The 25,198-nt window shown below is 39.1% G+C and carries 13 protein-coding genes; 9 read left to right on the forward strand and 4 right to left on the reverse strand.

Going from position 1 to position 25,198, the window contains the following annotated elements:
• Positions 1 to 183 precede the first annotated feature (183 nt).
• The 6 genes from kdpA (at position 184) to ACM40_RS12860 (ending at position 8,888) form a co-directional block, all read left to right on the forward strand.
• On the forward strand, positions 184 to 1,878 hold the full coding sequence (gene kdpA / locus ACM40_RS12835; RefSeq protein ID WP_048503184.1) for a potassium-transporting ATPase subunit KdpA: 1,695 nt from the start codon (positions 184 to 186) through the stop codon (positions 1,876 to 1,878).
• Between the two features lie 166 nt (positions 1,879 to 2,044).
• The gene (kdpB, locus tag ACM40_RS12840; RefSeq protein ID WP_048503185.1) at positions 2,045 to 4,084 is read left to right on the forward strand and encodes a potassium-transporting ATPase subunit KdpB; all 2,040 of its coding nucleotides are present in this window, start codon (positions 2,045 to 2,047) and stop codon (positions 4,082 to 4,084) included.
• Between the two features lie 11 nt (positions 4,085 to 4,095).
• Positions 4,096 to 4,653 carry a K(+)-transporting ATPase subunit C gene (gene kdpC, locus ACM40_RS12845; protein WP_048503186.1) on the forward strand — a complete coding sequence of 186 codons (558 nt, stop codon included), beginning with the start codon at positions 4,096 to 4,098 and terminating at the stop codon, positions 4,651 to 4,653.
• A gap of 13 nt (positions 4,654 to 4,666) precedes the next feature.
• A complete protein-coding gene (locus ACM40_RS12850; protein ID WP_048503187.1) occupies positions 4,667 to 5,752 on the forward strand; it encodes a porin in 1,086 nt (361 codons plus the stop codon).
• A gap of 305 nt (positions 5,753 to 6,057) precedes the next feature.
• Positions 6,058 to 7,167, forward strand: coding sequence for a histidine kinase (locus ACM40_RS12855; protein ID WP_048503188.1), 1,110 nt, complete (start codon positions 6,058 to 6,060; stop codon positions 7,165 to 7,167).
• A 5-nt stretch (positions 7,168 to 7,172) separates the two neighbouring features.
• Positions 7,173 to 8,888, forward strand: coding sequence for an ATP-binding protein (locus tag ACM40_RS12860; protein ID WP_048503189.1), 1,716 nt, complete (start codon positions 7,173 to 7,175; stop codon positions 8,886 to 8,888).
• Between the two features lie 32 nt (positions 8,889 to 8,920).
• Here the strand turns inward: ACM40_RS12860 and ACM40_RS12865 are convergent, their stop codons facing one another.
• The 4 genes from ACM40_RS12865 to ligA form a co-directional block, all read right to left on the reverse strand.
• A complete protein-coding gene (locus ACM40_RS12865; protein WP_228376180.1) occupies positions 8,921 to 9,832 on the reverse strand; it encodes a terpene synthase family protein in 912 nt (303 codons plus the stop codon).
• 646 nt (positions 9,833 to 10,478) lie between these two features.
• Complete coding sequence (locus ACM40_RS12875) at positions 10,479 to 12,944, reverse strand: T9SS type A sorting domain-containing protein (RefSeq protein WP_048503192.1); 2,466 nt, start codon at positions 12,942 to 12,944, stop codon at positions 10,479 to 10,481.
• A 311-nt stretch (positions 12,945 to 13,255) separates the two neighbouring features.
• Positions 13,256 to 15,541 (reverse strand): T9SS type A sorting domain-containing protein, encoded by a 2,286-nt coding sequence (locus ACM40_RS12880; protein ID WP_048503193.1) that lies wholly within the window; start codon positions 15,539 to 15,541, stop codon positions 13,256 to 13,258.
• A gap of 99 nt (positions 15,542 to 15,640) precedes the next feature.
• Positions 15,641 to 17,647, reverse strand: a complete 2,007-nt coding sequence (gene ligA, locus ACM40_RS12885; RefSeq protein ID WP_048503194.1) for an NAD-dependent DNA ligase LigA — start codon at positions 17,645 to 17,647, stop codon at positions 15,641 to 15,643.
• A gap of 238 nt (positions 17,648 to 17,885) precedes the next feature.
• Between ligA and ACM40_RS12890 the strand changes: the two genes are divergently transcribed.
• The 3 genes from ACM40_RS12890 to ACM40_RS12900 all read left to right on the forward strand — a co-directional run bounded on the left by ACM40_RS12890 (position 17,886) and on the right by ACM40_RS12900 (position 25,197).
• Positions 17,886 to 20,972 (forward strand): TonB-dependent receptor, encoded by a 3,087-nt coding sequence (locus ACM40_RS12890; RefSeq protein WP_048503195.1) that lies wholly within the window; start codon positions 17,886 to 17,888, stop codon positions 20,970 to 20,972.
• Between the two features lie 62 nt (positions 20,973 to 21,034).
• Positions 21,035 to 21,781, forward strand: coding sequence for a glycerophosphodiester phosphodiesterase family protein (locus ACM40_RS12895; protein WP_048503196.1), 747 nt, complete (start codon positions 21,035 to 21,037; stop codon positions 21,779 to 21,781).
• Between the two features lie 443 nt (positions 21,782 to 22,224).
• Entirely contained in the window at positions 22,225 to 25,197 is a 2,973-nt protein-coding gene (locus ACM40_RS12900; protein ID WP_048503197.1) for a SusC/RagA family TonB-linked outer membrane protein, read from the forward strand.
• Position 25,198 lies beyond the last annotated feature (1 nt).

Below are 25,198 nucleotides of genomic sequence, written 5' to 3' on the forward strand. Positions count from 1 at the left end.
ATAATTTGTATATGATGCTTATTGGTTTAATCCTGCTTTTTGCAGTGATGTTCTGGCTTCTCTATAAATCCGTTGAATTTTTTGATAAAATATAGAGCTATGTGGAGTTTATTTTTTCTTTCAGTTCTGGCCTTTGTGTATATCTGCTATGTTCTGATAAAACCTGAAAAATTTTAACCGGTCATGAATACAGAAATTTTAGGCGTTATAGCCATGTTTGTGATCACATTAGTCATTGGAATATTTCTTGGAAAATATATTGCTAATGTATACGGGTACAAAAAGACCTTTTTAGACCCCGTTTTTGAACCTGTTGAAAAATTAATTTATAAAATATCGGGAATCAACCCGGCCCGTCAGATGACCTGGAAACAGAATATGTATGCCATGCTGACGATCAACCTAGTTTGGTTCATTATAGGATTCCTGATCCTGATGAACCAGTCGTGGCTTCCGCTGAATCCTGACGGAAATCCCAATATGTCTCCGGATCTTGCTTTTAATACAGCCATTTCCTTTTTGGTTAACTGTAATCTTCAACATTATTCGGGAGAAACGGGAGTAAGTTATTTAAGTCAGCTTTATCTGATGTTCCTGCAGTTTGTAACCGCAGCTACCGGAATGGCGGCTATGGCTGTTCTTTTCAAAGCTTTTAAAGATAAAACAACAACAGAGTTAGGGAATTTTTATGATTTCTTTACTAAATCTGTAGTCAGAATACTTGTTCCGATCAGTATCCTCGTTGCTCTGATCCTTTCTGCTAATGGAAGTCCGATGACTTTTGAAGGGAAAGACCATATCACAATGCTGGAAGGACAGAAAGTTGATGTTTCCAGAGGTCCTGTAGCAGCTTTTGTGGCAATCAAGCATTTAGGAACCAATGGAGGAGGTTTCTTCGGAGCCAACTCGGCACACCCGCTTGAGAATCCGAACTATGTAACAAATATGACCGAAATGGTCACTCAGATGATCATTCCGTTTGCATTGGTTTTCGCCTTAGGATTTTATCTGAAAAAGAGAAAGCTGTCATGGGTAATCTTTACCGTAATGACGGTTGGTTTCCTGGCGCTTGCTGTACCGAATATTGTCAATGAAACAAATGGCAATCCTCTGATCACAGAAATGGGTACTGACAGCAGTCTTGGAGCTATGGAAGGCAAAGAAATCCGTTTCGGAAGTGCATCTTCAGGATATTGGAGTATCGCAACGACAGTGATCTCAACAGGTTCCGTGAATTCAATGCATGACAGTACCATGCCACTTTCAGGAATGAATGAGCTGCTGGCGATGATGATCAACTGTTTCTACGGAGGCTGTGGAGTAGGAATTCTGAATTATTTCATATTTATCATTCTCGCTGTATTCATCAGTGGTCTGATGGTAGGAAGGACACCGGAATTCATGGGTAAGAAGATCGAGGCCAAAGAGATGAAGATTGCCATGATTGTGGCTTTGTTCCATCCATTTTTAATACTTGTTGGAACTGCTTTAACGGCCTATTTGCCGGAATTCGGTGCCAAAACATTGAATAATCCCGGTTTCCACGGGTTCAGTGAAATGCTGTACGAGTTCACTTCTTCTTCAGCAAACAACGGTTCCGGATTTGAAGGACTTGGTGACAATACCCCTTGGTGGAATATCTCAACAGGAATTGTATTGCTCTTATCCAGATTTATTCCGATCATAGGACCAATAGCAATTGCCGGATTATTAGCACAGAAAAAATTCATTCCGGAAAGCTCGGGAACCCTGAAAACAGATACAGCCACTTTCGGTTTTATGACGCTGGCGGTAATTCTTCTAATAGCAGCTCTGTCTTTCTTCCCGGCCCTTACATTAGGACCTATTGCAGAACAGATCCAGTATTTCTCTAAATAATATTTAAAATTAAAATCAATAGTCAGCCATTAGGAAGATTAAAATATCAGGAAACCAGTCTCATCAAACATTCACCTGAAAATATTATCCATTTCTACTCCTTACTGTTTTAATCAAATTCTTAATGGTTGTTGTTGATTGACAATTATATAATCCTTTCAAAAAAATGAAAAATCAATCCCAGACATTGTTTCAAAGAGATTTGGTGAACGAAGCGATCAAGCAGTCCTTCGTCAAGCTGAATCCGAAAATTATGTTTAAAAATCCTGTAATGTTCCTGGTGGAAGTCGGAACTGTAGTCATGTTTATCGTAAGTCTTTTCAGTCTTACAGGTGACCATTCACAGGGAAGCTTTGCCTATAACTTTACTGTATTCATCATACTATTCTTTACCGTTCTGTTTGCCAATTTTGCAGAAGCCATTGCAGAAGCCAGGGGAAAAGCTCAGGCAGATACCCTCAGAAAAACCCGTGAAGAAACTCCTGCTAAAGTAATTTTGGAGAACAAACCAGGATTTCAGGTAGAAACTATCCTTAAAATGTCTGCGGACATGAAGTTGGGGGATATTTTCCTTTGCGAAACAGGAGATCAGATTCCTATGGACGGAGAAATTATTGAAGGATTGGCTACCATTGATGAATCTGCCATCACCGGAGAGAGTGCTCCCGTGATCCGTGAATCCGGTGGAGATAAAAGCTCTGTAACCGGAGGGACAAAAGTACTTTCGGACAGGATAAAAGTAAAAGTGACTACCAAACCCGGAGAATCTTTTTTAGATAAAATGATTGCCCTTGTTGAAGGAGCATCCAGACAGAAAACACCTAATGAAATTGCATTAACCATACTTCTGGCTGGATTTACCCTGACCTTTATTATTGTTACCCTTACATTAAAACCTTTTGCAGACTATGCGCAGACTCCCATTACCATTGCGGCATTTATATCACTTTTCGTTTGTTTGATTCCCACAACCATTGGAGGTCTGCTTTCTGCAATCGGAATTGCCGGAATGGACCGGGCTTTGAGAGCTAATGTGATCACCAAAAGCGGTAAAGCAGTAGAAACTGCCGGAGATATTGATGTGTTGCTTCTTGATAAAACAGGAACCATAACCATTGGAAACCGTAAAGCCACGGAATTCCACCCTGCGGACGGAGTCAGACTGCCGGATTTTATTAAAGCTTCTGCATTAAGCTCAGTAGCCGATGAAACGCCGGAAGGAAAATCTATTATAGAATTAAGCCAGCTGAAATCAGAAGATCTTCTGGTTCCGAATCCGGTCTATATTGATTTCTCAGCAGAAACAAGGACCTCAGGAATCGATTTTGAAGATACAAGAATCCGAAAAGGAGCTTATGACACGATAAAAAAACTGACTGAAAAAGCCGGGAACATCTTCCCGAAAGAAACCCAGGATGCCGTTACTAAAATTTCTGAAAACGGAGGAACTCCTCTTGTGGTAAGCGTTAATGAAAAAGTCTGGGGAGTGATTGAGCTTCAGGATATCATTAAAACAGGAATTCAGGAACGTTTCCAGAGACTGAGAAAAATGGGGGTAAAAACGGTAATGGTAACCGGAGATAATCCTCTGACTGCAAAATTCATTGCAGAAAAAGCAGGCGTGGATGATTTCATCGCCGAAGCTAAGCCTGAGGACAAAATGAACTACATCAAAAAAGAACAGCAGGAAGGAAAGTTAGTTGCTATGATGGGAGACGGTACCAATGATGCTCCGGCTCTGGCCCAAGCCGATGTAGGTGTAGCCATGAACAGCGGAACACAGGCCGCAAAAGAAGCCGGAAATATGGTGGATCTTGATAACGACCCTACGAAACTCATCGAGATTGTAGAGATCGGAAAACAGCTGCTGATGACCCGCGGAACCCTGACAACCTTCAGTATTGCAAATGATGTTGCTAAATATTTTGCCATTATTCCTGCACTGTTTATCACTTTCATTCCTTCACTTCAAAAGTTGAATATTATGAATCTTCACAGTCCGGAAACTGCTATATTATCAGCCGTTATTTTCAATGCTGTGATCATTCCATTCCTTATTCCGCTGGCTTTAAAAGGAGTTGCTTACAAGCCAATCGGTGCCAGTGCATTATTAAGACGAAACCTTTTAATTTATGGATTAGGCGGTGTTATTGTTCCGTTCATCGGCATCAAAATCATTGATTTACTGATCAGTTTATTCTATTAAAATTTTAAAAAATGAAAAATCATATTGTTACAGCATTCAGACTTACTCTGGTAATGCTGGCTGTCACCGGAATTTATCTGCTTATCGTGTATGCGGGTTCAAAAGTAATGCCTACAAAAGGAAATGCAGAGATCATTACTCAAAACGGACAGAAATTCTACGCCAATATCGGGCAGGAATTTAAATCAGAAAAATATTTCCATGGACGTCCTTCATCGGTTAATTATAATGCAGCTGGAAGTGGTGGAAGCAATAAAGGACCTAGCAATGAAGAATATCTGGAAACCGTACAGAAAAGAATAGATACCTTAAAAATGACTCATCCGGGAATGGGGAATGCAAAAGTTCCTGTAGAATTGGTTACAGCGAGCGGAAGCGGCCTGGATCCTGATATTTCTGAAGAAGGAGCCTTGTATCAGGTAAAAAAAATAGCCCAGATAAGAAATATTTCTGAGGAAAAATTAAGAGATTTAGTAAAAAATCAAACAGAGAAACCTTTTTTAGGACTTTTAGGTCCGTCAAAAATAAATGTACTGAAGCTTAATATCGCTTTGGATCAATTAAAATAATCCAGCTATCACCGTGAAAAAATATATCATTACCAGTGCCATATTATTCGGGATCTTTTTCCCAAAAGCACAATCAGATTCATTAAAAACAGAAAATAAAGTGACTTTTTCTGCCTATGCAGAACTCTTCTACACTTATGATTTTAATGAACCTGCCAATCATCTCCGCCAGAATTTTTTATATTCTTACAACAGACATAATGAGCTTAATCTGAATTTAGGATTGGTAAAAGCAAATTATCAGAGTGAGAATCTCCGTGCCAATGTTGCTTTAATGGCCGGAACCTATGCACAGGACAATATGGCTGCGGAACAGGAAGCATTACGTTACGTGAATGAAGCGAATGTAGGAGTGAGAATTTCAAAAACTAAAAATTTATGGATCGATGCGGGAATTATGCCCTCCCATATCGGCTGGGAGAGTGCCATTGGAAAAGATAACGTAAACCTGACAAGAAGTCTTGCTGCTGAAAACTCACCTTATTTTGAGACCGGAGCCAAAATTTCATATACCTCAGACAACGGAAAATGGTTTCTTAGCGGGCTGGTCCTTAACGGATGGCAGCGTATTGCAAAACCGGAAGGAAACCAGACTATTTCTTTTGGACACCAGGTAACCTACAAGCCGACAGAAAAAATTACCCTGAACAGTAGCTCATTCATAGGAAACGACAAATCGAAAGCTGAAAAAAGGATGAGATATTTCCATGATCTTTACGGTAATTTTCAGCTGACAGATCAATTTTCAGCTTTGCTTGGGTTCGATATTGGGGCAGAGCAGAAAGAAAAAGGAAGCAGAAGCTATAACATCTGGTATACTCCAAACCTTTTAATGAAATACCAGCTTGACAGCAAATGGGCACTGGCAGGAAGGCTGGAATATTATAATGATAAAAATGGAGTGATCATCAGTGCCAAAACGCCCAATGGCTTCCAAACCTTCGGGTATTCCCTGAATGTAGATTATGCCATTCTGAAGAATGTAGTATTCCGTACAGAAGCAAGAGGATTTACTTCCAAAGATGCCATTTTTGTGAAAAATGATGAGATGAAACAAGGGAATTTCTTCATTACAACAAGCTTGGCCGCCTGGTTTTAAAAAAATGAAGAGTGAAAAATAAAATATAATTAACCACAAAAGTCACAAAAGTTTTTAACACTTAAGTTATTTGAAGTTTAATATTTAAAGTTTAAGGTTAAAATTTCACTTAAGTTCTAAGAAACCGGAGGTATCATTCTACAAAAATTCGTCGGATCAAAATTCCCCTCCTTTGGAGGGGTGGCGAAAATTCAAAGAATTTTTGACGGGGTGGTTTAAAAAAGATCTCAATAATCGTAACTTACTTATGCATTCTACGTGTTAAAAAAACTTTTGTGGTTTTAAAATAATTAAATGAAGAATCAATGTCATCAGCAAAACATTTTTTAGAATTGATCCAGAAGTCCCGCAAAGGAAAATTCAAGATCTATATCGGAATGAGTGCAGGCGTAGGAAAAACTTTCCGGATGCTTCAGGAGGCACAGTCCCTGTTGCGTAACGGCATTGACGTAAAGATCGGATATATAGAAACCCACGGCCGGGAAGAAACGGTAGCTCTTACGGAAGGAATCCCCGAAATACCGAGAAGATCTGTTTTCTATAAAGGCAAAAGCCTGGAAGAAATGGATCTCCAGACTATCATTAATGAACATCCTGAAGTTGTGTTGGTAGATGAACTGGCTCATACCAACGTAGAAGGTTCGAAAAATAAAAAAAGATGGCAGGATGTGCTGGAAATCCTGGATAACGGGATCAATGTTATCAGTGCCATGAATATTCAGCATATCGAAAGCCTGAATGAAGAGGTGAAAAATATTACAGGAATAGAAGTGGCTGAACGTGTTCCTGATAAAATTCTGAGTCTTGCCGATGAGGTAGTTAATATAGACCTTACCGCCGATGAACTTTTAACCCGACTGAAGGAAGGAAAGATTTATAAAAAGGAAAAAATCCAAACGGCACTTACCAACTTTTTTCAGAGCGGTCACATCCTGCAGCTTCGGGAGCTTGCTTTGAAAGAGGTAGCTGCCCATGTCGAAAGAAAGGTGGAAACGGAAATAAAAACGGAAAACTTCAAACCGATCAAATTCCTTGCATGCATCAGCAGTAATGAAAAAATTGCTAAAAATATCATCCGGAAAACAGCCCGTCTGGCAAGTTATTACAATAGCCCGTGGACGGTTTTATATGTTCAGAAGCCATCAGAGAATCCTGAAAAAATAGCCCTTGACAAGCAGCGATATCTGATTAATAATTTTAATTTAGCACAGGAATTGGGGGCAAAAGTGATCCGGGTAAAAGAAAGCAGCGTCCATAAAGGAATTCTGGATTACGTAATTGCCCATAATATCACGACAGTCTGCATCGGTAAGCCCCACGCAAAGCTCTGGCAGCGTATTTCAGGCTACAGCTGGATTTATACACTGATGAACAGACTGAATGAAAAGCAGATAGATATTATTATTTTATCTTAAAAATAATGAAACTTAAAACAAAACTTACCTTAGGCGTAGGTCTTTTATTCTTACTGATCGTTCTTATGTCAGTGATCGGATCCGTCTATATCAATAAACTGAAATCCGATACTGAAAAGATCCTTACCGCCAACTACAACAGCCTGGAATTTTCCAAAAATATGCTCCTTGCTTTAGATAAAATAAGCACGGACAGTGTGGTTGCCGTTTCGGATTTTCAGAAAAACAATAAGCTTCAGGAGAAAAACCTTACTGAATTTGGCGAAAAAGAAGCCACTCAAAGCCTGGATCTTCATTTCAGCAGCTATCTGAAACAGCCTTCTCCGGAAAAGGAAAAACTGATCCGTGAAGATTTGGCTAAAATCATGTCCCTGAATATGAAAGGGATTGAAAGGAAAAGTGATATCGCCATCATTACTGCTGAAAATGCTACTTTCTGGATCGTCAGTCTGGGAACCGTATGTTTCCTGATTGCCTTTATTCTTCTATTTAACCTGCCTCAGACCATTGCGGAGCCTATTAATCAGCTTACATTCAGTATCCGGCAGATTGCAGCTAAAAATTATAACGAAAGGGTACATTTCAAAGGAAGTGAGGAATTTAACAGCCTTGCGGATTCTTTTAATACCATGGCGGAAAAGCTTCAGGAATATGAAAGCAGCAGCCTTTCGAAACAGCTGATGGATAAAAAACGGATCGAAACACTGGTGAATAATATGCATGATGCAGTGATCGGGCTGGATGAAAATCACTTTATCTACATGATCAATGATGAGGCATTGAAGATCACCAATCTGCGTAAGGAAGAAATTATCGGCAAGACCGCTCATGAGGTAGCTGTCAATAATGATCTTATGCGGGAACTGCTTAAAAATATCGATCATCCGGTGAAAGAACCTATTAAAATTGTCCGGGATAATAAGGAAAATTATTTTGAGCAGGATATTATTCCCATCAATATTGTAAAAACGGGTGAAAAAGAAACCAAATATATCGGGAAAGTGATTCTCCTCAGGAATATTACCCCTTTTAAAGAGCTGGATTTTGCTAAAACCAATTTTATAGCTACGATTTCACATGAATTAAAAACCCCTATTTCTGCTATAAAAATGGGTGTACAGCTACTCGGTAACCAAAAATTCGGAGCGTTGAATGACCAGCAGCAAGAACTGCTGAAAAGCATCAATGATGATGGTCAGAGACTGCTGAATATTACCGGAGAGCTTCTTAACCTATCCCAGGTGGAAACCGGAAATATCAGGCTGACCATTGAAAAATGTTCACCAAAAGAGATGGTACAGGCCGCCGTAAAAAATGTTGAAAAGCTGGCAGAGCAGAAAAATATTCCAATCAATATTGAATACCTTGTAGGTGAGAATGTTTGGGTGAATGCAGATTTTGATAAGACGGTATGGGTGATTAATAATTTCCTGACCAATGCGGTAAAACATTCTTTCCAGGATGAAAATATTGAGATCAGGGTAGAAAAGCTTGATTCAATGATCCAGTTCAGCATTACCGATACCGGGAGTGGGATCGATGAGAAATACCACCGCCAGATCTTCGACCGCTATTTTCAGGTTCCCGGGGAACAGCAGAACGGAACCGGCCTCGGCCTTGCTATTTCTAAAAACTTCATTGAAAAACAAAACGGTGAAATAGGCGTAAAAAGTGCTCCGAACCAGGGAAGTACTTTTTATTTCAGGCTGCCGGAAGCATAAAGAAAATTCTTTATTGTTTTTCTTTGAGATATTTATAGTACAGTCCGGCCTTTAACTAAATTTTCATCGATATCATCAACCTGCTTATAACGGATCTCCCTGCTTTCATTGCAGTATCTGACCGAACCAGATTGGATATACCTGAAATATTGTATTGCGATCGGATATTTTGCCTCTAAACGGCTGAACTCTTCTTTCAGTTTAGCGTTGTATTCATAGAATAGACGAACTCCTTTACTGATTGCTTCTTCCTCTTTGCAATTTTCAACTCTTTGGATAATTCGAATAGAATGTGCATAATTTCTGATCTCTTTCTTTTTGGACTTTAATGTATACAAATCGAGCAAAAGCCCTATACTAATGCCTCCATACTCAAAGATTTTTTCAAATTCATCACTATAATACAAAGATGGTGGCATATCATCCTGAGTATACCATGTCAGGGAAAATATGACGTTCATAGCAACATCGAAAGCTCTGTATGAGAGATATTCTTCAAGGGAAACTGTTTTCATCTGTACTTCTATGGTGCGTAGTTTCAGTACGCTTTCCAGATACCTGTTCATTTCCTTTCTGAATATATCTTTTACTTCCGTAGTCCAGTCGGTTCTTGAACAGAATTCGCGGATAGGAACAAATGTTTTTTCAATTTCAGGAGCTTCATTCAGGGTGGCCTGAAAACCTTCAAAGGTTTGGGTAATATTGTCAAGGTCAACGGAATTATCAAAAAACTCATCATCAATCAAAGCCCAATAGCAATAATAGCGGCTAACAGCCTTCACTTTCTCAAGGCCTCCCAAAGGATATATATATGATGAATACAGGGCGCCGGTTGACATATGGTCACCATACAGCCTTGTGTTTTCACTTGATATATTGAAGATTTCGTTTTTATAATATTCTTTTATATCGCCTACAATTACATCCATTTGTGGATGAATCATCTCGGGTATTTGAGATTCTAAAAAAGGTAGATTCATGGTTGGGTATATTTAAATGAAAGAATAAGGAGAAGTATATTCAGTACATTAATCTGTTAGGAAAGTTTCTTTCCTTTACTCAAATGAGAGATTATTAGCTTTTCTATTTTATATTTGTTTGATAGTTCCAGAATTTTAGTTTGATAAGGCCATGATAATATTCTTTATTTATATTGTGCTGATTTTTGTGATAGCAAACTTGTATTATTTCCTATTTCCAGATCGTAATCATTGGAAAAAGAAAATGCTGTATGTTTTATTTTCTTTTTCTTCTCTTTTGCTTGTAACGGACATATCTCTAAGCATTGCAGATTCAGATGATCTTGTGCGTGATATAAAAGACTTCTTTATCTTCTTTTTATTTTCCAATATTTTACTTATTGCCTGTGCATTTTTTCTCTTAGCTGTTCATAACTTAGTACTTGGGATTTTGTTTCCAGCTAGAAGCTATGGGACCTACATTTTTGTTTTTATGGTTACCGCATTTTTTGGATGCCTTTTGTTATTCTTTGTATTATATATACTAGTGTCTGCTCTGTTCGGATTTGCCTCATAAAACAGAGCTGCGAAAAAATTTCACAGCCCTGCAGATATAGATCATGTTATTAGTTTACTTTTTAATGAATTTTTGAATCATCGTTTTGTCTTTTGTAAACAGCCTGATGATATAGTTTCCTTTAGCCAGGTCGGCTACATTTACAGTATTGGCTCTTATACCTGTGCTATTCAGAATTCTTCCGGAAGCATCATAAATTTCAGCTTTGATAATTTCCTCACCGGATTTGATGTAAAGAATATCCTGTACCGGATTCGGATAGATACTCACATTGTCCTTGCCTGCTCTGGTTTCAGAAACTGCCAGTACATTCCTTACCGTAGTGGTGTAAGTGTTGGTAATGATCGGAGCATTATAATCAAAATAAATATTGGCCGTATTGCTGAATGCATCTCCCATATTCAGAGTAGATTTTGTTTTGATCTTGAAGGAGATGTATCCGTCATTATTGGCATCGTCAAACGGGAGCTGTATATTTTCAAAAATAAATTCAGCAGTATTTCCGGTCATTCTCGTTACAAAGCTGTGGCTGGCGTGTAAAGGAGTGAGAGTAGAAATATCAAATTTTGAAGCGTCAATTACATCTTTCACAACAATATTTCTGGCATTAGCAGTTCCCTGGTTTTCAAAGCGGATCAGGTAATGAACATAATCTCCTACCAGGGTCTGTGCGATCATTGTTCCTTCAAGACAGGTTTTATCATTCGGATCCAGAGAGTTCACGACGGTCTGGTTCAGGGTAAAGGTATTGTCTGTCGGTGTATCATCCGGAGCTCCGTTGATCTGTGCGGTATAGTTCAGAACATCTCCATTATTTACCGGTGGAGTATCGGTTGGGGTATTCAGCTCGAATTTAACTTTAATTTCTCTTGTTTCAAAAGGCAGGAGACCCGTAAAATTCCAGGTAAGGTTTCCGGTAGATTGAGCATTAGGCGTAACGGTAGAGCTTACGAAATCCATAATACTGTCATTATAGCTGAATCCAACAGTTCCGGACTGCATGGTAGTACCTTTGTTTTTGTAAACAATTTTATAGTCTGAATTGAATCCCGGCACTGCAGAATCCAATGGAATAATTACAACCTCAAGATCCGGGTGGGATCCGTTGGCTGTGATACAGAAATTCTGAGTCAACGGACTTGCCATTGTCGGGAAATTAGCCGTGAAAGAGGCTGGTGAAATGCTGAAGTAAGCAGGGTTTTCAAGAACCGGAGTGATGGTATGAGCTCCTGCCAGCACCGGAATAGAATAGTTTCCTGAATTATTACTTACAATGCTTCCCGAAGTTCCACCTCCTGTAACATTAAATTTCTGAAATGCCTTATTCTGATCGGCCGGATCACAGCCATTTCCATTAAGATCATATTTTGTATTCCCCTGAATGGTATAGAAAGTTCCGCCGGGAGTGAATGAGCAGTATGAGTTTACCACTACATTATTATAGCCGTACGTTGTATTCTGGCTGATGATATTATTAATTTCCAGATCATCGCAGCAGATATAATGCAAATTGGGATTGTTCTGATAGATACCCGATGTCATTCTGCCGTTCTTCATCAATATGCTCTGTAAATTATTGTTGGGAGCACTGAACGTGTTCAGAACCGTGTTATGGCTGATATCCAGAGAAGTCAGCTGATTATTATTGAGGAAAAGTGTCTGCAGTAAAGGGACCGCAGAAAGATCGATGCTGTTAAGCTGGTTGTTGATGATTCTCAGATAATTTAAGGCCGGACTTTGGCTTAAATTTAAAGTAGAAAGGTTATTAAAGCTGGCTTCAAGGTATTTTAATTTAGGAGTATTCTGAAGGTTGATCGAAGTAAGCTGATTGGCTGGGCAGTTCAGGGTTTCAAGCTTTGTCAGATTGCTTACGTCAAGGCTCGTTAATAAATTTCCTGTAATATTAAAGCTGTACAGATCCACAAGTGAACTTACATCAATACTGGAAATTTCATTGTCACTGCACAGAAGGTATTTCATGGTTGTACTTCCGGCATAGTTGATCGTTTGCAGCTTCCCTCCGTTACAGGTAAGGATATTCATTTTGGGAAGGTTGGAAATATCCAGGTTGACAATTGCGGAATTGGATACATTAATGTTTTCCAGAAGGGGACATCCCGTAAAATTGGCAGAAGACATGTTGATATTATTCTCAAAACTTACCAGTTTTACTTTTTGCATACCGCTGATGTCTACGGAAAGAAGGCTGGGACTGTCGGATACATCCAGGTATTCCAGATTGGTAAAAGACTTTACGCCTTCTATGGAGGAGATCTGGAACGGGCTGCCATTTGAACTGTAGATCGTAATATTCCTGATGTTGGCAGCTTCAGAAACCTGTATTTCCCCATCGTTATTAAGGTCCATAGGTATCCAGTTGCCTGCAAGGTCCTGTGTTATGTGGTTGATAGCCGTTCCGGAAAGAAGTTTGGCCTTAAATTGTAGATCCGGAATGTTGACAATCTGGGCTGTGACGAATAAGTGTGCCAGAAAGAGCACAAAAAAGTAAAGTTTTTTCATGGTTGAGTGATTATTTGTTTTGATAAATATATGAAAAATTATATTATGAAAAATAATTACTTTTTAATTTTTATTATTTTATATAATGTTTGTTTTGTTTGTTTTTATTTAAATAATTTATTTAAATGTTGATTTTGTGTTAATTTTATTTTTAATTGAAATTTTGAATTAGGATGTGTGCTTTTGTATAATTTTAAATTTTAGCTGAAGCTGTACATCATTAAAGATTAGACGGGTTATTTCACCTGTGGGCAATAAAAAGACCATCTCAGAAAATGAGACGGCCTTTGTAAAATTCGAAGTCAAAAAAATTAGGCTTTAATAAATTGATAGGTCATTGTTTTGCTCTTCGTGAATATTTTGATAATATAATTTCCTGTTTTGAGGTCGGAAACGCTTACGGAATTGTTCTTTACACCCGTGGTGCGAAGGATTCTTCCGGTTGCGTCATAGATCTCGGCCTTGGTCACTTCGTCATTCGATCTGATGTACAGAATATCCTGAACAGGATTTGGATAAATGCTGAAATCATTTTTGGTATTGATTACTTCAGATGCAGCCAGAATATTCTGTACCGTTGTGGTATAGGTATTAGTGATGATCGGTGCGTTATAATCAAAATAGATATTCGCCTTATTACTGAAGCTGTCACCAGCTGCTAAAGTAGATTTTGTTTTGATTTTGAAAGAGACATATCCGTCGTTATTGGCGTCATCAAATGGCAGTTGAATGTTTTCAAATATAAATTCCACATTGTTTCCTGTAGTTCTGGTTACAAAGCTGTGACTTCCATTCAGGGCAACCAGAGTAGATACATCATATTTGGAAGTATCAATTTCATCTTTTACCACAATATTCTGAGCATTGGCGGTTCCTGTGTTTTCAAATCTGATCATATAATGTACGTAATCTCCAACTTTCGCCTGAGAAATTAAGGTTCCTTCCAGGCATGTTTTATCATTCGGGTCAAAAGAATTGACAACCGTTTGATTCAACACAAAGGTATTATCCGCCGGAGTATCATCTTGAGCCCCATTGATTTGGCTATTATATTGAAGAATAGCGCCGCTGTTCAGAGGTGGCGTTTGAGTTGGGGTATTTAGGTGAACGGTTACAGTGATTTCTCTTGTTTCAAAAGGAAGAAGGTTACTGAAGTTCCAGTTCAGGGTTCCCGGTGACTGTGAATTCGGAGCCACCGAAGAACTTAAAATATTCATTATGGTATTATTGTAATTGAAAACAAGGGTTCCCGATTGCACGGATGTACCTTTGTTTTTATAAAGAATCTTGTACTGTGCATCAAAACCCGGACGGGCAATGGTGACAGGGAAGATAACTGTTTCTAAATCATGGTGTACACCATTAGCTGTAAGACAGAAATTTTGAGTAAACGGCGTGGCTTGACTTGGGAAATTTACACTCATACTCTGAGGCGAAATATTGAAATAAGCAGGATTCTCAATGACAGGGGTTATAGTATGAGAACCAGTTTGTACAGGCAGCTGATAATTGCCCGAATTATCAGCAGTCAGACTTCCAATACCGCCACTTCCTACAATATTGAACTTCTGGAAAGACTTATTTAAATCATTACTATCGCAGCCGTTGCCGTTAAAATCATGCTTTGTATTTCCCTGAATGGTATAAACAGTTCCACCTGGTGTAAAATTACAATAGGAATTAACTGTAAAATTATTACCACCTTCCACTGCGTGCAGCTGCATATAATGAGGCTCAAGGTAATTATTGGTATCTATACAGACATATTTTAAATTAGGAACACTCTGGAAATTTCGGGCATCCTCATAGCTTCCGTTCTTCATAAAAACGTATTGCAGAGAAGGATTATTCCCAACCATAATTGTTTTTAGATTATACTGGGCATTCAGGTCAACGGTCTGGATATTGGTATACATCGAACTGAAAGCTTTTAGCTTTGTAATTCCAGATAAATTAATAGAAGAAATAGGATTTTGGCTAAAGTCTAAATGTTCCAAGTTTATTAAGCCGGTTACATTAAGAGAGCCCAGATTATTTTGTGCACAATATAAAAGCTTTAAATGAGGCTTGTTACTAAGATTTAAAGAAGTTAATTGATTGCCTGAGCATCGGAAATCTTCCAGATTAGGCAGATTGGAAATATCTAAAGAAGTTAATTGATTAGAACGGCACCAAAGCCATTTCAATTGAAGCAGATTATTGGCACTTAATGACGTGATTGGATTAAAAGAAACATGTAATATCTCCAAATTAGAGAAAGGGGTTGCATCTACTGTTGTTACATTGTTATAGTCAATATTTAAATACTTCAGATTGGTAAATGTTTCAATTCCTGAAAGATTTGTAATAAGGTTTGTTAGTTGGTTAGGGGAATTGCCAAGATTTAAATTATAAACACTGAGCGCCTCACTTACCTCAATCTCATTATTTAAATTCGTGTCAATTTTAATATTATTATTGTTGATATCCTGTGCAATATTATTTGCAGTACTTGCGGCTAACAATTTTGTTTTCAGATTACTGTCAGGAAAAGTAATAATCTGTGCCTGACATACAGCATATAGAATTATCAGGAAGATAAAGTAGATTTTTTTCATGGATTAGTTTTATTAGTTTATTATTCTTTTCGTCGTGAAAAAACAAAAATAAACCATTGAAATTAAATCTCAATGGTTTATTTTTTATTTTTTAAGGCATTACTGTTTCTCTATCAGATCCAGGAATTCCTGTTCATCAAGAATGGTAATAGTTCCAATATCCTGGGCTTTTTTCAGCTTGCTTCCGGCCTTTTCGCCTACTACCAGGAAATTGAGGTTTTTAGAGACCGCAGAAATATTCTTTCCGCCGTGCTTTTCTACCATTTCCTCTGCCTGCTCCCGGGTAAACAAAGATAATTTTCCTGTGAAGAGAAAAGCTTTTCCTTCCAGAATATTCGACAGGATTTCATTCGTGCTTTCTCCCTTTTCAAGCTGTACACCGTAAGATTTCAGGCGTTCGATCATCAGGATATTTTCCGGGTTGCTGAAGAATTCCACGATGCTTATTGCGATCTTGGCACCAATATCTTCCACCTGGCAGAGCTCCTCTACAGTGGCGGCCTTAAGTTCATCAATAGTGGCGAAATTTTTCACCAGCTTCTTGGCCACAGTTTCTCCCACATGCTTGATCCCGATTCCGTACAGGACCTTTTCAAAAGGAATTTCTTTCGACTTTTCAATCCCCGAAATAATATTCTGTGCAGATTTTTCTGCCATTCTTTCCAACGGAAGGATCTGCTCTTTCGTTAAAGCATAAAAATCAGCCGGATTTTCAATTAACTGTTCCCTGTAAAGCTGTTCGATAGTTTCGCTTCCCAGGTTTTCGATGTTCAAGGCCTTTCTGGAAACGTAATGGATCATTCTTCCCACTACCTGAGGCGGACAGTGAAGATCATTCGGGCAGAAATGGATGGCCTGGTCTTCTATTTTTACAAGCTCGGTACCACATTCAGGGCAGTGCTTGATGTATTCTATTTCTTTGCTTTCTTCAGTTCTTTTTTCAGTATTGACGCCTACAATTTTGGGGATAATTTCACCGCCTTTTTCCACATAAACAAAATCGTGTTCGTGCAGATCCAGTTTTTTAATGATATCCTCGTTGTGGAGAGAAGCCCTTTTCACGATCGTTCCGGCCAGTAAAACAGGTTTCAGATTAGCTACCGGGGTAATCGCACCCGTTCTTCCCACCTGGTAAGTAACAGTCTGAAGCTGGGTTTCTACCTTTTCGGCTTTAAACTTATAAGCCATAGCCCACCTTGGAGATTTTGCCGTGTAACCAAGCTGTCTTTGCTGTTGCAAAGAATTCACTTTTAAAACAATTCCATCAATCTCAAAAGGAAGGTTATGCCGTTCTGTATCCCAGAAACTGATGAACTCTTTCACCTCATCCATTGTTGTACAGAGCTTGGCTTGCTGTGAAGTCTTAAAACCCCAGCTTTGAGCTTTCTGAAGCAGTTCCCAGTGACTCTGTGCAGGAACATCATCAGAGATAAACTGATAAAGTACGGATGACAGTCCGCGTTTTCTTACTTCGCCGCTGTCCTGCATTTTTAAACTTCCGCTGGCTGTATTTCTTGGATTCATGAAAGGATCCAGGCCTTCTTCTTCACGCAGTTTATTGATCTTATCAAAGTTTTTACGGGTCAGATAAATTTCACCTCTCATAAAAAAATGGGTAGGAAAATCACCCTTCAAAGTAAGAGGGATATCCGAGATAGTTCGGACGTTGGCAGTAATTTCATCTCCCTGGAAGCCATCACCACGTGTTACGGCCTGAACCAGTTTTCCGTTTTCATACAGGATAGAAATAGAAGCACCGTCATATTTCAGTTCCGCAACAAATTCCACCGGATCATTGATCGTCTTGATGATTCTTTTCTCCCAGTCTTCAAGATCATCAGAATCATAAGAATTATCCAGGGAATACATTCTGAATTTATGTTGAATGGTAGGGAAAACCTTGGTGATCCCGCCTCCTACACGTACGGTAGGCGAGTTTTCATCATAAAATTCCGGATGCTTTGCCTCCAGGTCACGAAGCTCTTCCAGCAGCATATCAAAATCATAATCAGAGATGGTGGCTGCATCCAGAAGGTAATAATTTTCGTTATGCTGGTGAAGCTCTTTCCGGAGCTGTTCTATTTTTTGCTGTATGTTTTCAGGCATTGCTTTCTATCTTTTGAGCAAAAATAGCTAAACTAATTTCATTAAAAAATACCATAATTAAATATTATAGACATATTAAAATACTGTAATATGTTATAAGTTGCTGATTATCTTTATTTTAAAACACTTGTTTAAATTAATTTAACATAACGTTATGATTTAATTGAAAATTTGTTAAAACTCCCTTAAACAGGTAGTGGACAAAGTCAAAATACCTTTGCACATCTAATTTGAAGAGATGAGAAAAGTAAAGATTGTACTAGGATTATTGTTTTTGGGATTTGGAACACTGGCTTATGCGCAGACTACGCAGGCCTCTATTGTGGGAAAAGTAACCGGGCTGGGCAGCACTGCTCAGGAAAAAGTGAAAGTAACGATCGTGAACGAGTCTACAGGGTTCAGGACGGAAACGGAGACCAACTCGAAAGGGGAATACATTTTCAAAGAAATTCCTTTGGGCGGGCCTTATACGGTTATGGTGAACGAGGAAAAGAAAGAAGGGTATAACGTCAATTTTGGAGATCAGGTGACCGTCAATATGAGCCTGGGTGGCAGCGAAAAGCAGATAGAAGAGGTGGTTGTTACCGGAAATCTGAAAAACAAGATCGGAAACCTCGGAGCGGCTACAGCTATTTCGGCAAAAAATATCAGCATGCTGCCGGTAAACGGAAGAAACTTTACCAACCTTACTGAGCTTTCCCCGCTAAGCGGAAAAGGAGGAAACCTTTCCGGCCAGCTAGGATCTTCAACCAACTTTACGATTGATGGGATGACGGCTAAAAATCCAACCTCAGCAGGGTCTACAACCAGCAGAAGTGGTGCCCCGTTTTCTATTTCTATTGAAGCTGTCCGTGAATTTAAAATTACCACCAATCAGTATGATGTAACGCTGGGAAGAAGCGGTGGAGGTACGGTAAGTGCTGTTACTAAATCCGGGACGAATAAATTTTCAGGAAGTGCCTGGGAATATCTAAGGACAAACTGGCTTTCCAGCCCGTATGATATCAGAGGAAACAAAAGAGAGAATGATTTCTCTACTTCCCAGTTCGGATTTTCATTGGGCGGACCGATTATTAAAAATAAACTGCACTTCTTTGTGGCGTGGGATCACCAGCTGGATTCAAGACCGCTGATCATTGCGGATATCAAGTCTCCGGAAGATGAGAAGAGATTTAATACAACTACCCAGACCCTGAACCAGTTTTTAGATATTGCAAGGTCAAAATATGGGGTAGGAAATACCCCGCAGTTCGGAAGTTTTGACAAAGTAAGAAATTCAGATGCAGGATTCCTTCGTTTAGACTGGCAGATCAACGAAAAAAACTTGTTAACGCTTAGAAATAACTTTACTTACGATCTTAATAAAAACGGTCTTGGTGATAATACCAATATCAATTTCTTTGAATCTTATGGGAACGATAAAAACCTGGATAACAGCTTGCTCCTGACTTTAAGAACAAACGTTAAACCAAATATCACGAATGAATTAAAAGCACAGTATTTATATACCTTCCAGGACAGCTACCAAAACAATGAGTTGGGACATCCGGTTCCAAGAGCTGTTGTAGAAGGGGTTGCCTCCAGTGTTGGATCGACTAATATTCAGATCGGAGGACACCGTTTCGGTCAGGAAGGTTTTAGAAATAATGTATTCCAGATTGTAGATAACTTGTATTATAACACAGATAAGATTAAATATACTTTTGGTGCAGACATTATGTACACCAGATCGAAATCCATCTACGGAAGTGAAGTGAACGGAAGATTCCAGTTCCAGGGAATGACAAATTTCGCCAATCTTACCCCTTACCGGTTCTACAGGGAAGTTCCTTTGATGGAGGACCCGTCTGTAAAATCCAGTATCTGGAATGCAGGAATATACGGACAGATTCAAACTAAAATAACAACAGGCCTTGACTTCATGGCTGGATTAAGATTCGACTATGGAGGGTATCCGAAAGCTCAATTCAATCAGAAGCTTTATGACGAAATGGGGATCAGAACAGATAACCAGATCAAATCTTTTGTCATTCAGCCGAGATTTCAGTTTGACTGGAATATTAATGAAGGAAATAAAGATTTCGTAAAATTCGGGGCAGGAATTTTCTCTTCGGATATCAACAACTATATGATCATTAACAACCTTGTATTTGATGGAAATCATCTGGCAACAGTAGATGTGAATCCTACTAAAATTGGGTTGATCCCTGATTTTCCTGCGTACAGAAATGACTACGGAACGGTTCCTTCACTTTCACAGTATCAGATCCCTACCATCAATTACACAGGAAAAGATGCAAAAATTCCAATTGTTTATAAAGCGAATATCTCCTATACTCACTTCTTTAACGAAAGATTCAGAGCTGGAATCGCAGGATATATGGCGCTGGGAAGAAACAATTATTTCTACTATGACAGAAACATGGTGGCCAACCCGTTTTTCACTTTAGCCAATGAAGATGGTAGAGGGGTGTATGTGCCTGCCGGTACCATTATCAATAACGATAATAAAAGTGTGAGTATCGACTGGAAAGAGGGAAGAATCAATAAAAAATTCGGAAGAGTACTTGAGCTTGTAAGTGAGGGTAAAGTCAATCAGTATTCATTCGTGGTGGATACCAGTTACCGTTACTGGAAAGACGGGGAGATTACGGCAAGTTATACCTGGTCTGATATCAAAGACAACACTTCATACAACGGAAACGTAGCCAATTCAGCAACCCTTTCCACTCCGGTTCAGAGCGATCCTAGAGATTTAAGAATGGGTTATTCTGACAACCAGTTCAGGAATAAAATCGTAGTTTACGGTAACTCGCCTACCATTGCAGGATTTACACTGGGAGTTCGTTATTCAGGAATCGGTGGAACACGTTTCTCGGTAACTGCAGGAGGAAATATCAACGGGGATTTTGTAGATTCCAACGATCTTGCCTACATTTTCCCGGAAATCATTACCCAGCCCCTTCTTAATGATCCTGAAGTAGGACAGGCCCTGAAAGATTATGTTGCAAAATATAACAATGCCATTGCAGAACGTAATGGTGGTAAAAATGGCTTCTACGGCGTATGGGATGTTCGTGTTGCCAAAAAAATTAAATTTGAAAAGATTGGAGCATTTGAACTTTCTGTAGATATTTTTAACGTAGCCAATCTTCTTAATAAAGAATGGGGAGTAAATAAATCTTATGGAAATATGGCGCTTTACAGAGTAACAAAATTCAACCAGGAGACCAAACAGTTTGAGTATGTGAAAAATACAAGCGGATTGGCACCTCTTTCAGGGAATCCTTACCAGATCCAGATCGGGGCCAAATATAGTTTTTAACATTTAAACACTACCTTTATCAAACGTTTTTAAGTTTTTTATTAATTTATCAAAATTATATTATGAAAAAATATATCTTAGGGTTAGCAGTTTTAAGCACAGTTGTAATGAAGGCACAAACCCAGATAATTGCACACAGAGGCTTTTTCCAGGCCCAGCCGACCACTACGGAGAATTCTGTGAAGTCTTTGGAAAATGCCCAGAAATTAAGGATATACGGATCGGAGTTTGACGTAAGAATGACCAAAGACGGTGTTCTTGTCATTAATCATGATGAGCATCATGGTGAAATGGAAATCTCTGAAACTTCTTTCAAAGAACTGGAAGCAGTGAAGCTGTCTAATGGAGAAAAGTTTCCAACCTTAAAAGATTACCTGAAGCAAGGCAAAAAAGATCCCTCATTAAAGCTTATTGTTGAGATCAAGCCTGCCAAAACTCCGGAAATAGAAAACGAGATCACTCAGAAAACCCTGAAAATGATCAGGGATATGAAGCTTGAAGGCCAGGCTGAATACATCTCTTTCAGCCTAAACATCTGCAAACAGATCAAAAAGCTGGAGCCGAAATTCAAAGTACAGTATCTGAACGGTGAACTCTCTCCTGAGCAGATCAAAAACGAAGGTCTTGACGGAATGGACTATCATTACAGTGTTTTCCAGAAAAATCCTACATGGATCGCCGAAGCAAAAACTTTAGGCCTTATCACTAACTCATGGACAGTAAATGATCCGGCAGTTTATGAAGAGCTGAAAAAACAGGGGATAGGTTTTGTAACCACTAATATTCCTGATCAGTTAAAGAATAAATAACAGATTTGCCTAAAATAAAGCAGATTTTTAAATGTACAGCCTGTCTCTTTTTAGGGGCAGGCTTTTTATATAATATAAAAACATAGGATAATACGTTCTCAGTCAAATCAATCGAAGATTGATTCCTTCTTTGCATTCTCAAGTCCGCACTGCAAAATTAAACCTTTGCGTTAAAGAAAACTTTAGGTAACGATTTGAAGTAAGTATATTTCTCCTGTTTAAAGGTTTTTCTTATTTTCTCAGAGAAAGACAATAAAGATACAAGAATGAATCTGTAAAATGATATTAAAAATTATTAATTGTTTAAGCTGTTGTTTATCAATGATTTATATTATATGTTAAACTTATGTTCATATTTTGTTTAATAATATTTTAATAAATGTTAAGACCGTGTTAAAACCATAGCCATAATGTCGTTTTAATTTTGCGCAAACAAAAAGGATATGCGTAAAGAGACACAAAAACTGCTTGTATTGTCGCTGTTGGGATTAGTCAGCGTCAATCTGGCAGCTCAGCAGAAAGTAAAAAAAGATACTGTTAAAGGCATTGATGAGGTGGTGGTAACCGCCTTGGGCATCAAAAGACAGGATAAGTCTTTGGGGTACTCTACCCAGACCGTTAAATCAGAAGAGATTCTCAAAACCCAGAATAACAACTGGGCTCAGTCATTGGAAGGAAAAGTGGCCGGGCTGAAAGTTCAGACCGCAGGAGCGGGACCATTGGGTACCAGCCGTATAACACTCCGTGGAGACGTTTCTATGAACATGGGAAATAACGGGGCGCTGATCGTTGTAGACGGTGTTCCTTTAAGTGACAAAAAAACAGGAACCGGAACTTCGGCATACGGCGCCGGTTCGGGAGGAGATCTACCTATCGATTACGGGGACAGTTATAACAGTATCAACCCGGATGATATTGAATCTGTTACTGTCCTGAAAGGACCGAGTGCATCCGCATTGTACGGTTCCAGAGGTTCCAGGGGAGCCATTATGATCACCACCAAATCCGGAAAAACAAAAAAAGGAAAAATACAGATTACCTTAAACTCCTATACCAGCTTTGACAGTGTTCTCAAATGGCCGGATTACCAATATGAGTACGGGCAGGGAACGATGCAGAAAGATAAAAATGGTAACTATTATTACTCATACGGAGCTTCTCCGGACGGAGTGAACACAGGATCTACCAGCAGCGCCTTCGGACCTAAATTTGACGGACAGTATTATTTTCAGTACGATCCCACAGTACAGGGGCAAAGTAAAGAAAGACAGCTCTGGAGACCTTATAAAAATAACATCAAAGATTTCTGGCAGACAGGAAGCACCTACTCAAACAGTTTATCCTTAGAACATTCCAATGAAAACACGGCCTTCAGATCATCTATTTCTTATCTTAAAAATGAATGGATGATGCCGAATACAGGCTTTGACAGGCTGAATGCAGCAGTTTCCGTTGATCATAAGATGAGCAGCAGATTAAGAGTGGGAACCAAGTTGAATTTCAGCCAGACCAAAAGTGATAACCTTCCGGCTACAGGGTACAACAACCAGTCGATTTCCTATTTCATGATTTTCCAGAATCCAAACGTAGATCTGGAGTGGTACAGACCTATCTGGAAGAACGGACAGGAACAGGTAGACCAGATCCATCCATTCAGCTCATATATTGACAATCCGTACATTATTGCTTATGAGAACCTGAATTCCACAAACAAGAGGATTATTACCGGAAATCTTAACCTGAATTACCAGTTTACAAAAAACTTTGATGTTGCTTTCAAATCCGGTCTGGAATGGAGCAATGAGTTCCGTACCCAGAGAAGACCCTGGAGTTCTGCCAATTACCTGAAAGGCTATTACAGGGAGCAGTACATCAGATATTTAGACCTGAATAATGACATTTTATTCACTTATAAAAATAAGTTCGGGGACTTTGGCGTAACTGCTTCTGCCGGAGGAAACATAAGGTATTATGAGCAGACCATGAGCGATTACAGAGCAATAGGACTTAATAAAGCAGGAGTATACCAGCTGACCAACGCCATCGCACTGGATAATAAGCTTCCGAAGCCTAATGACAATCAGGTGAACAGTATGTATGCACTCGCGAATTTCAGCTATAAAGACCTTGTTTTTGTAGATGTTACGGCCAGAAATGACTGGAGCAGTACACTTCCTAAGCACAACAGGTCTTATTTCTACCCGTCCGTGTCATCATCTTTTATCCTGTCTGATATTTTTAAAATGAAATCAGACCAGTTTAACTTCTGGAAACTGAGACTTTCATGGTCAAAAGTAGGAAATGATACCTACAATTATATGCTGGATAAATACTATGAAAACAGCTCATTTACCGGTTCCGTGGAATCTCCTTTGCTGTATCCCAATCCTGATCTGAAGCCTGAAATGATCACCAATATTGAAGGCGGAATGGATTTTACGATCCTTAAAAGCAGATTAAACTTTAATATCACGGCGTATCAGAACAATTCCAAAAATCAGACTATTGTAATCCCCGTATTGTATGAAGTAGGCTATAACAAAAGGATTATTAACGCCGGCGAGATCAGAAACAGAGGAATTGAAATGACCTTAAATGCTTATCCGGTCAAGAATAAAAACTTCTCCTGGAATGTAAGCGCCAACTGGTCCATGAACAGGAATAAAATCCTTTCCCTTCCTGAAGAATTCCACGGTGAACCTTATACCATTGGAAGTGTAGGCGGTGTGGTGTATTACAATGCTGTAGTAGGCGGTTCGCTGGGAGATATGTACGGTTATGGCCTGATGTATTCTCCGGATGGACAGGTCATATACGGCAGCGACGGACTGACGGCAAAACCAACGGAGATGAAAAAGATAGGAAATGCCTATCCAAAATGGAGAGCGGGTCTTCAGAATGAATTTAAATATAAAAATATTACGTTAAGCTTCTCATTTGACGGGCAGTACAAAGGGATAGCCTATTCCCAGTCCCACCACAAAATGTCCGAGCAGGGGAAACTTGAGCACACCCTTTGGGGAAGAGATAATCCGAATGGGCTGATTGTAGGGCAGGGAGTGGTTCAGAATCCTGACGGAAGCTTTTCACCGAACACAAAAGGAGTTCCTGTGCCTACCTATTATGGCGATTATTACAGAAGAGCCAATGTGGAAACCAATTCATTCGATACCTCGTTTATCAAGCTTAGAGATGCCAGAATTTCCTATTCATTCCCTAAATCAATTGTTGATCCTTTGAAGGTGACAGATATTACCCTTGCCTTATTCGGAAGAAATCTGTGGATGTGGACGAAATTCCCATTGTTTGATCCCGAAGCGGCAACCCTTGATGATTCTACCATTACTCCGGGGATAGAAATGGGGCAGCTACCATCTTCAAGAACAGTCGGGATACAGTTAAACGTTAAATTTTAAA

Origin of the sequence: Chryseobacterium sp. BLS98, assembly GCF_001045445.1 — a bacterium.
In the GTDB taxonomy this organism is placed as follows: domain Bacteria; phylum Bacteroidota; class Bacteroidia; order Flavobacteriales; family Weeksellaceae; genus Chryseobacterium.

Bases quoted from the DNA above. Each gene is read 5' to 3' on its own strand.
- kdpA (WP_048503184.1), top strand. From the start codon at position 184: ATGAATACAGAAATTTTAGGCGTTATAGCCATGTTTGTGATCACATTA.
- kdpB (WP_048503185.1), top strand. From the start codon at position 2,045: ATGAAAAATCAATCCCAGACATTGTTTCAAAGAGATTTGGTGAACGAA.
- kdpC (WP_048503186.1), top strand. From the start codon at position 4,096: ATGAAAAATCATATTGTTACAGCATTCAGACTTACTCTGGTAATGCTG.
- ACM40_RS12855 (WP_048503188.1), top strand. From the start codon at position 6,058: ATGTCATCAGCAAAACATTTTTTAGAATTGATCCAGAAGTCCCGCAAA.
- ACM40_RS12860 (WP_048503189.1), top strand. From the start codon at position 7,173: ATGAAACTTAAAACAAAACTTACCTTAGGCGTAGGTCTTTTATTCTTA.
- ACM40_RS12865 (WP_228376180.1), bottom strand. From the start codon at position 9,832: ATGATTCATCCACAAATGGATGTAATTGTAGGCGATATAAAAGAATAT.
- ACM40_RS12875 (WP_048503192.1), bottom strand. From the start codon at position 12,944: ATGAAAAAACTTTACTTTTTTGTGCTCTTTCTGGCACACTTATTCGTC.
- ACM40_RS12880 (WP_048503193.1), bottom strand. From the start codon at position 15,541: ATGAAAAAAATCTACTTTATCTTCCTGATAATTCTATATGCTGTATGT.
- ligA (WP_048503194.1), bottom strand. From the start codon at position 17,647: ATGCCTGAAAACATACAGCAAAAAATAGAACAGCTCCGGAAAGAGCTT.
- ACM40_RS12890 (WP_048503195.1), top strand. From the start codon at position 17,886: ATGAGAAAAGTAAAGATTGTACTAGGATTATTGTTTTTGGGATTTGGA.
- ACM40_RS12895 (WP_048503196.1), top strand. From the start codon at position 21,035: ATGAAAAAATATATCTTAGGGTTAGCAGTTTTAAGCACAGTTGTAATG.
- ACM40_RS12900 (WP_048503197.1), top strand. From the start codon at position 22,225: ATGCGTAAAGAGACACAAAAACTGCTTGTATTGTCGCTGTTGGGATTA.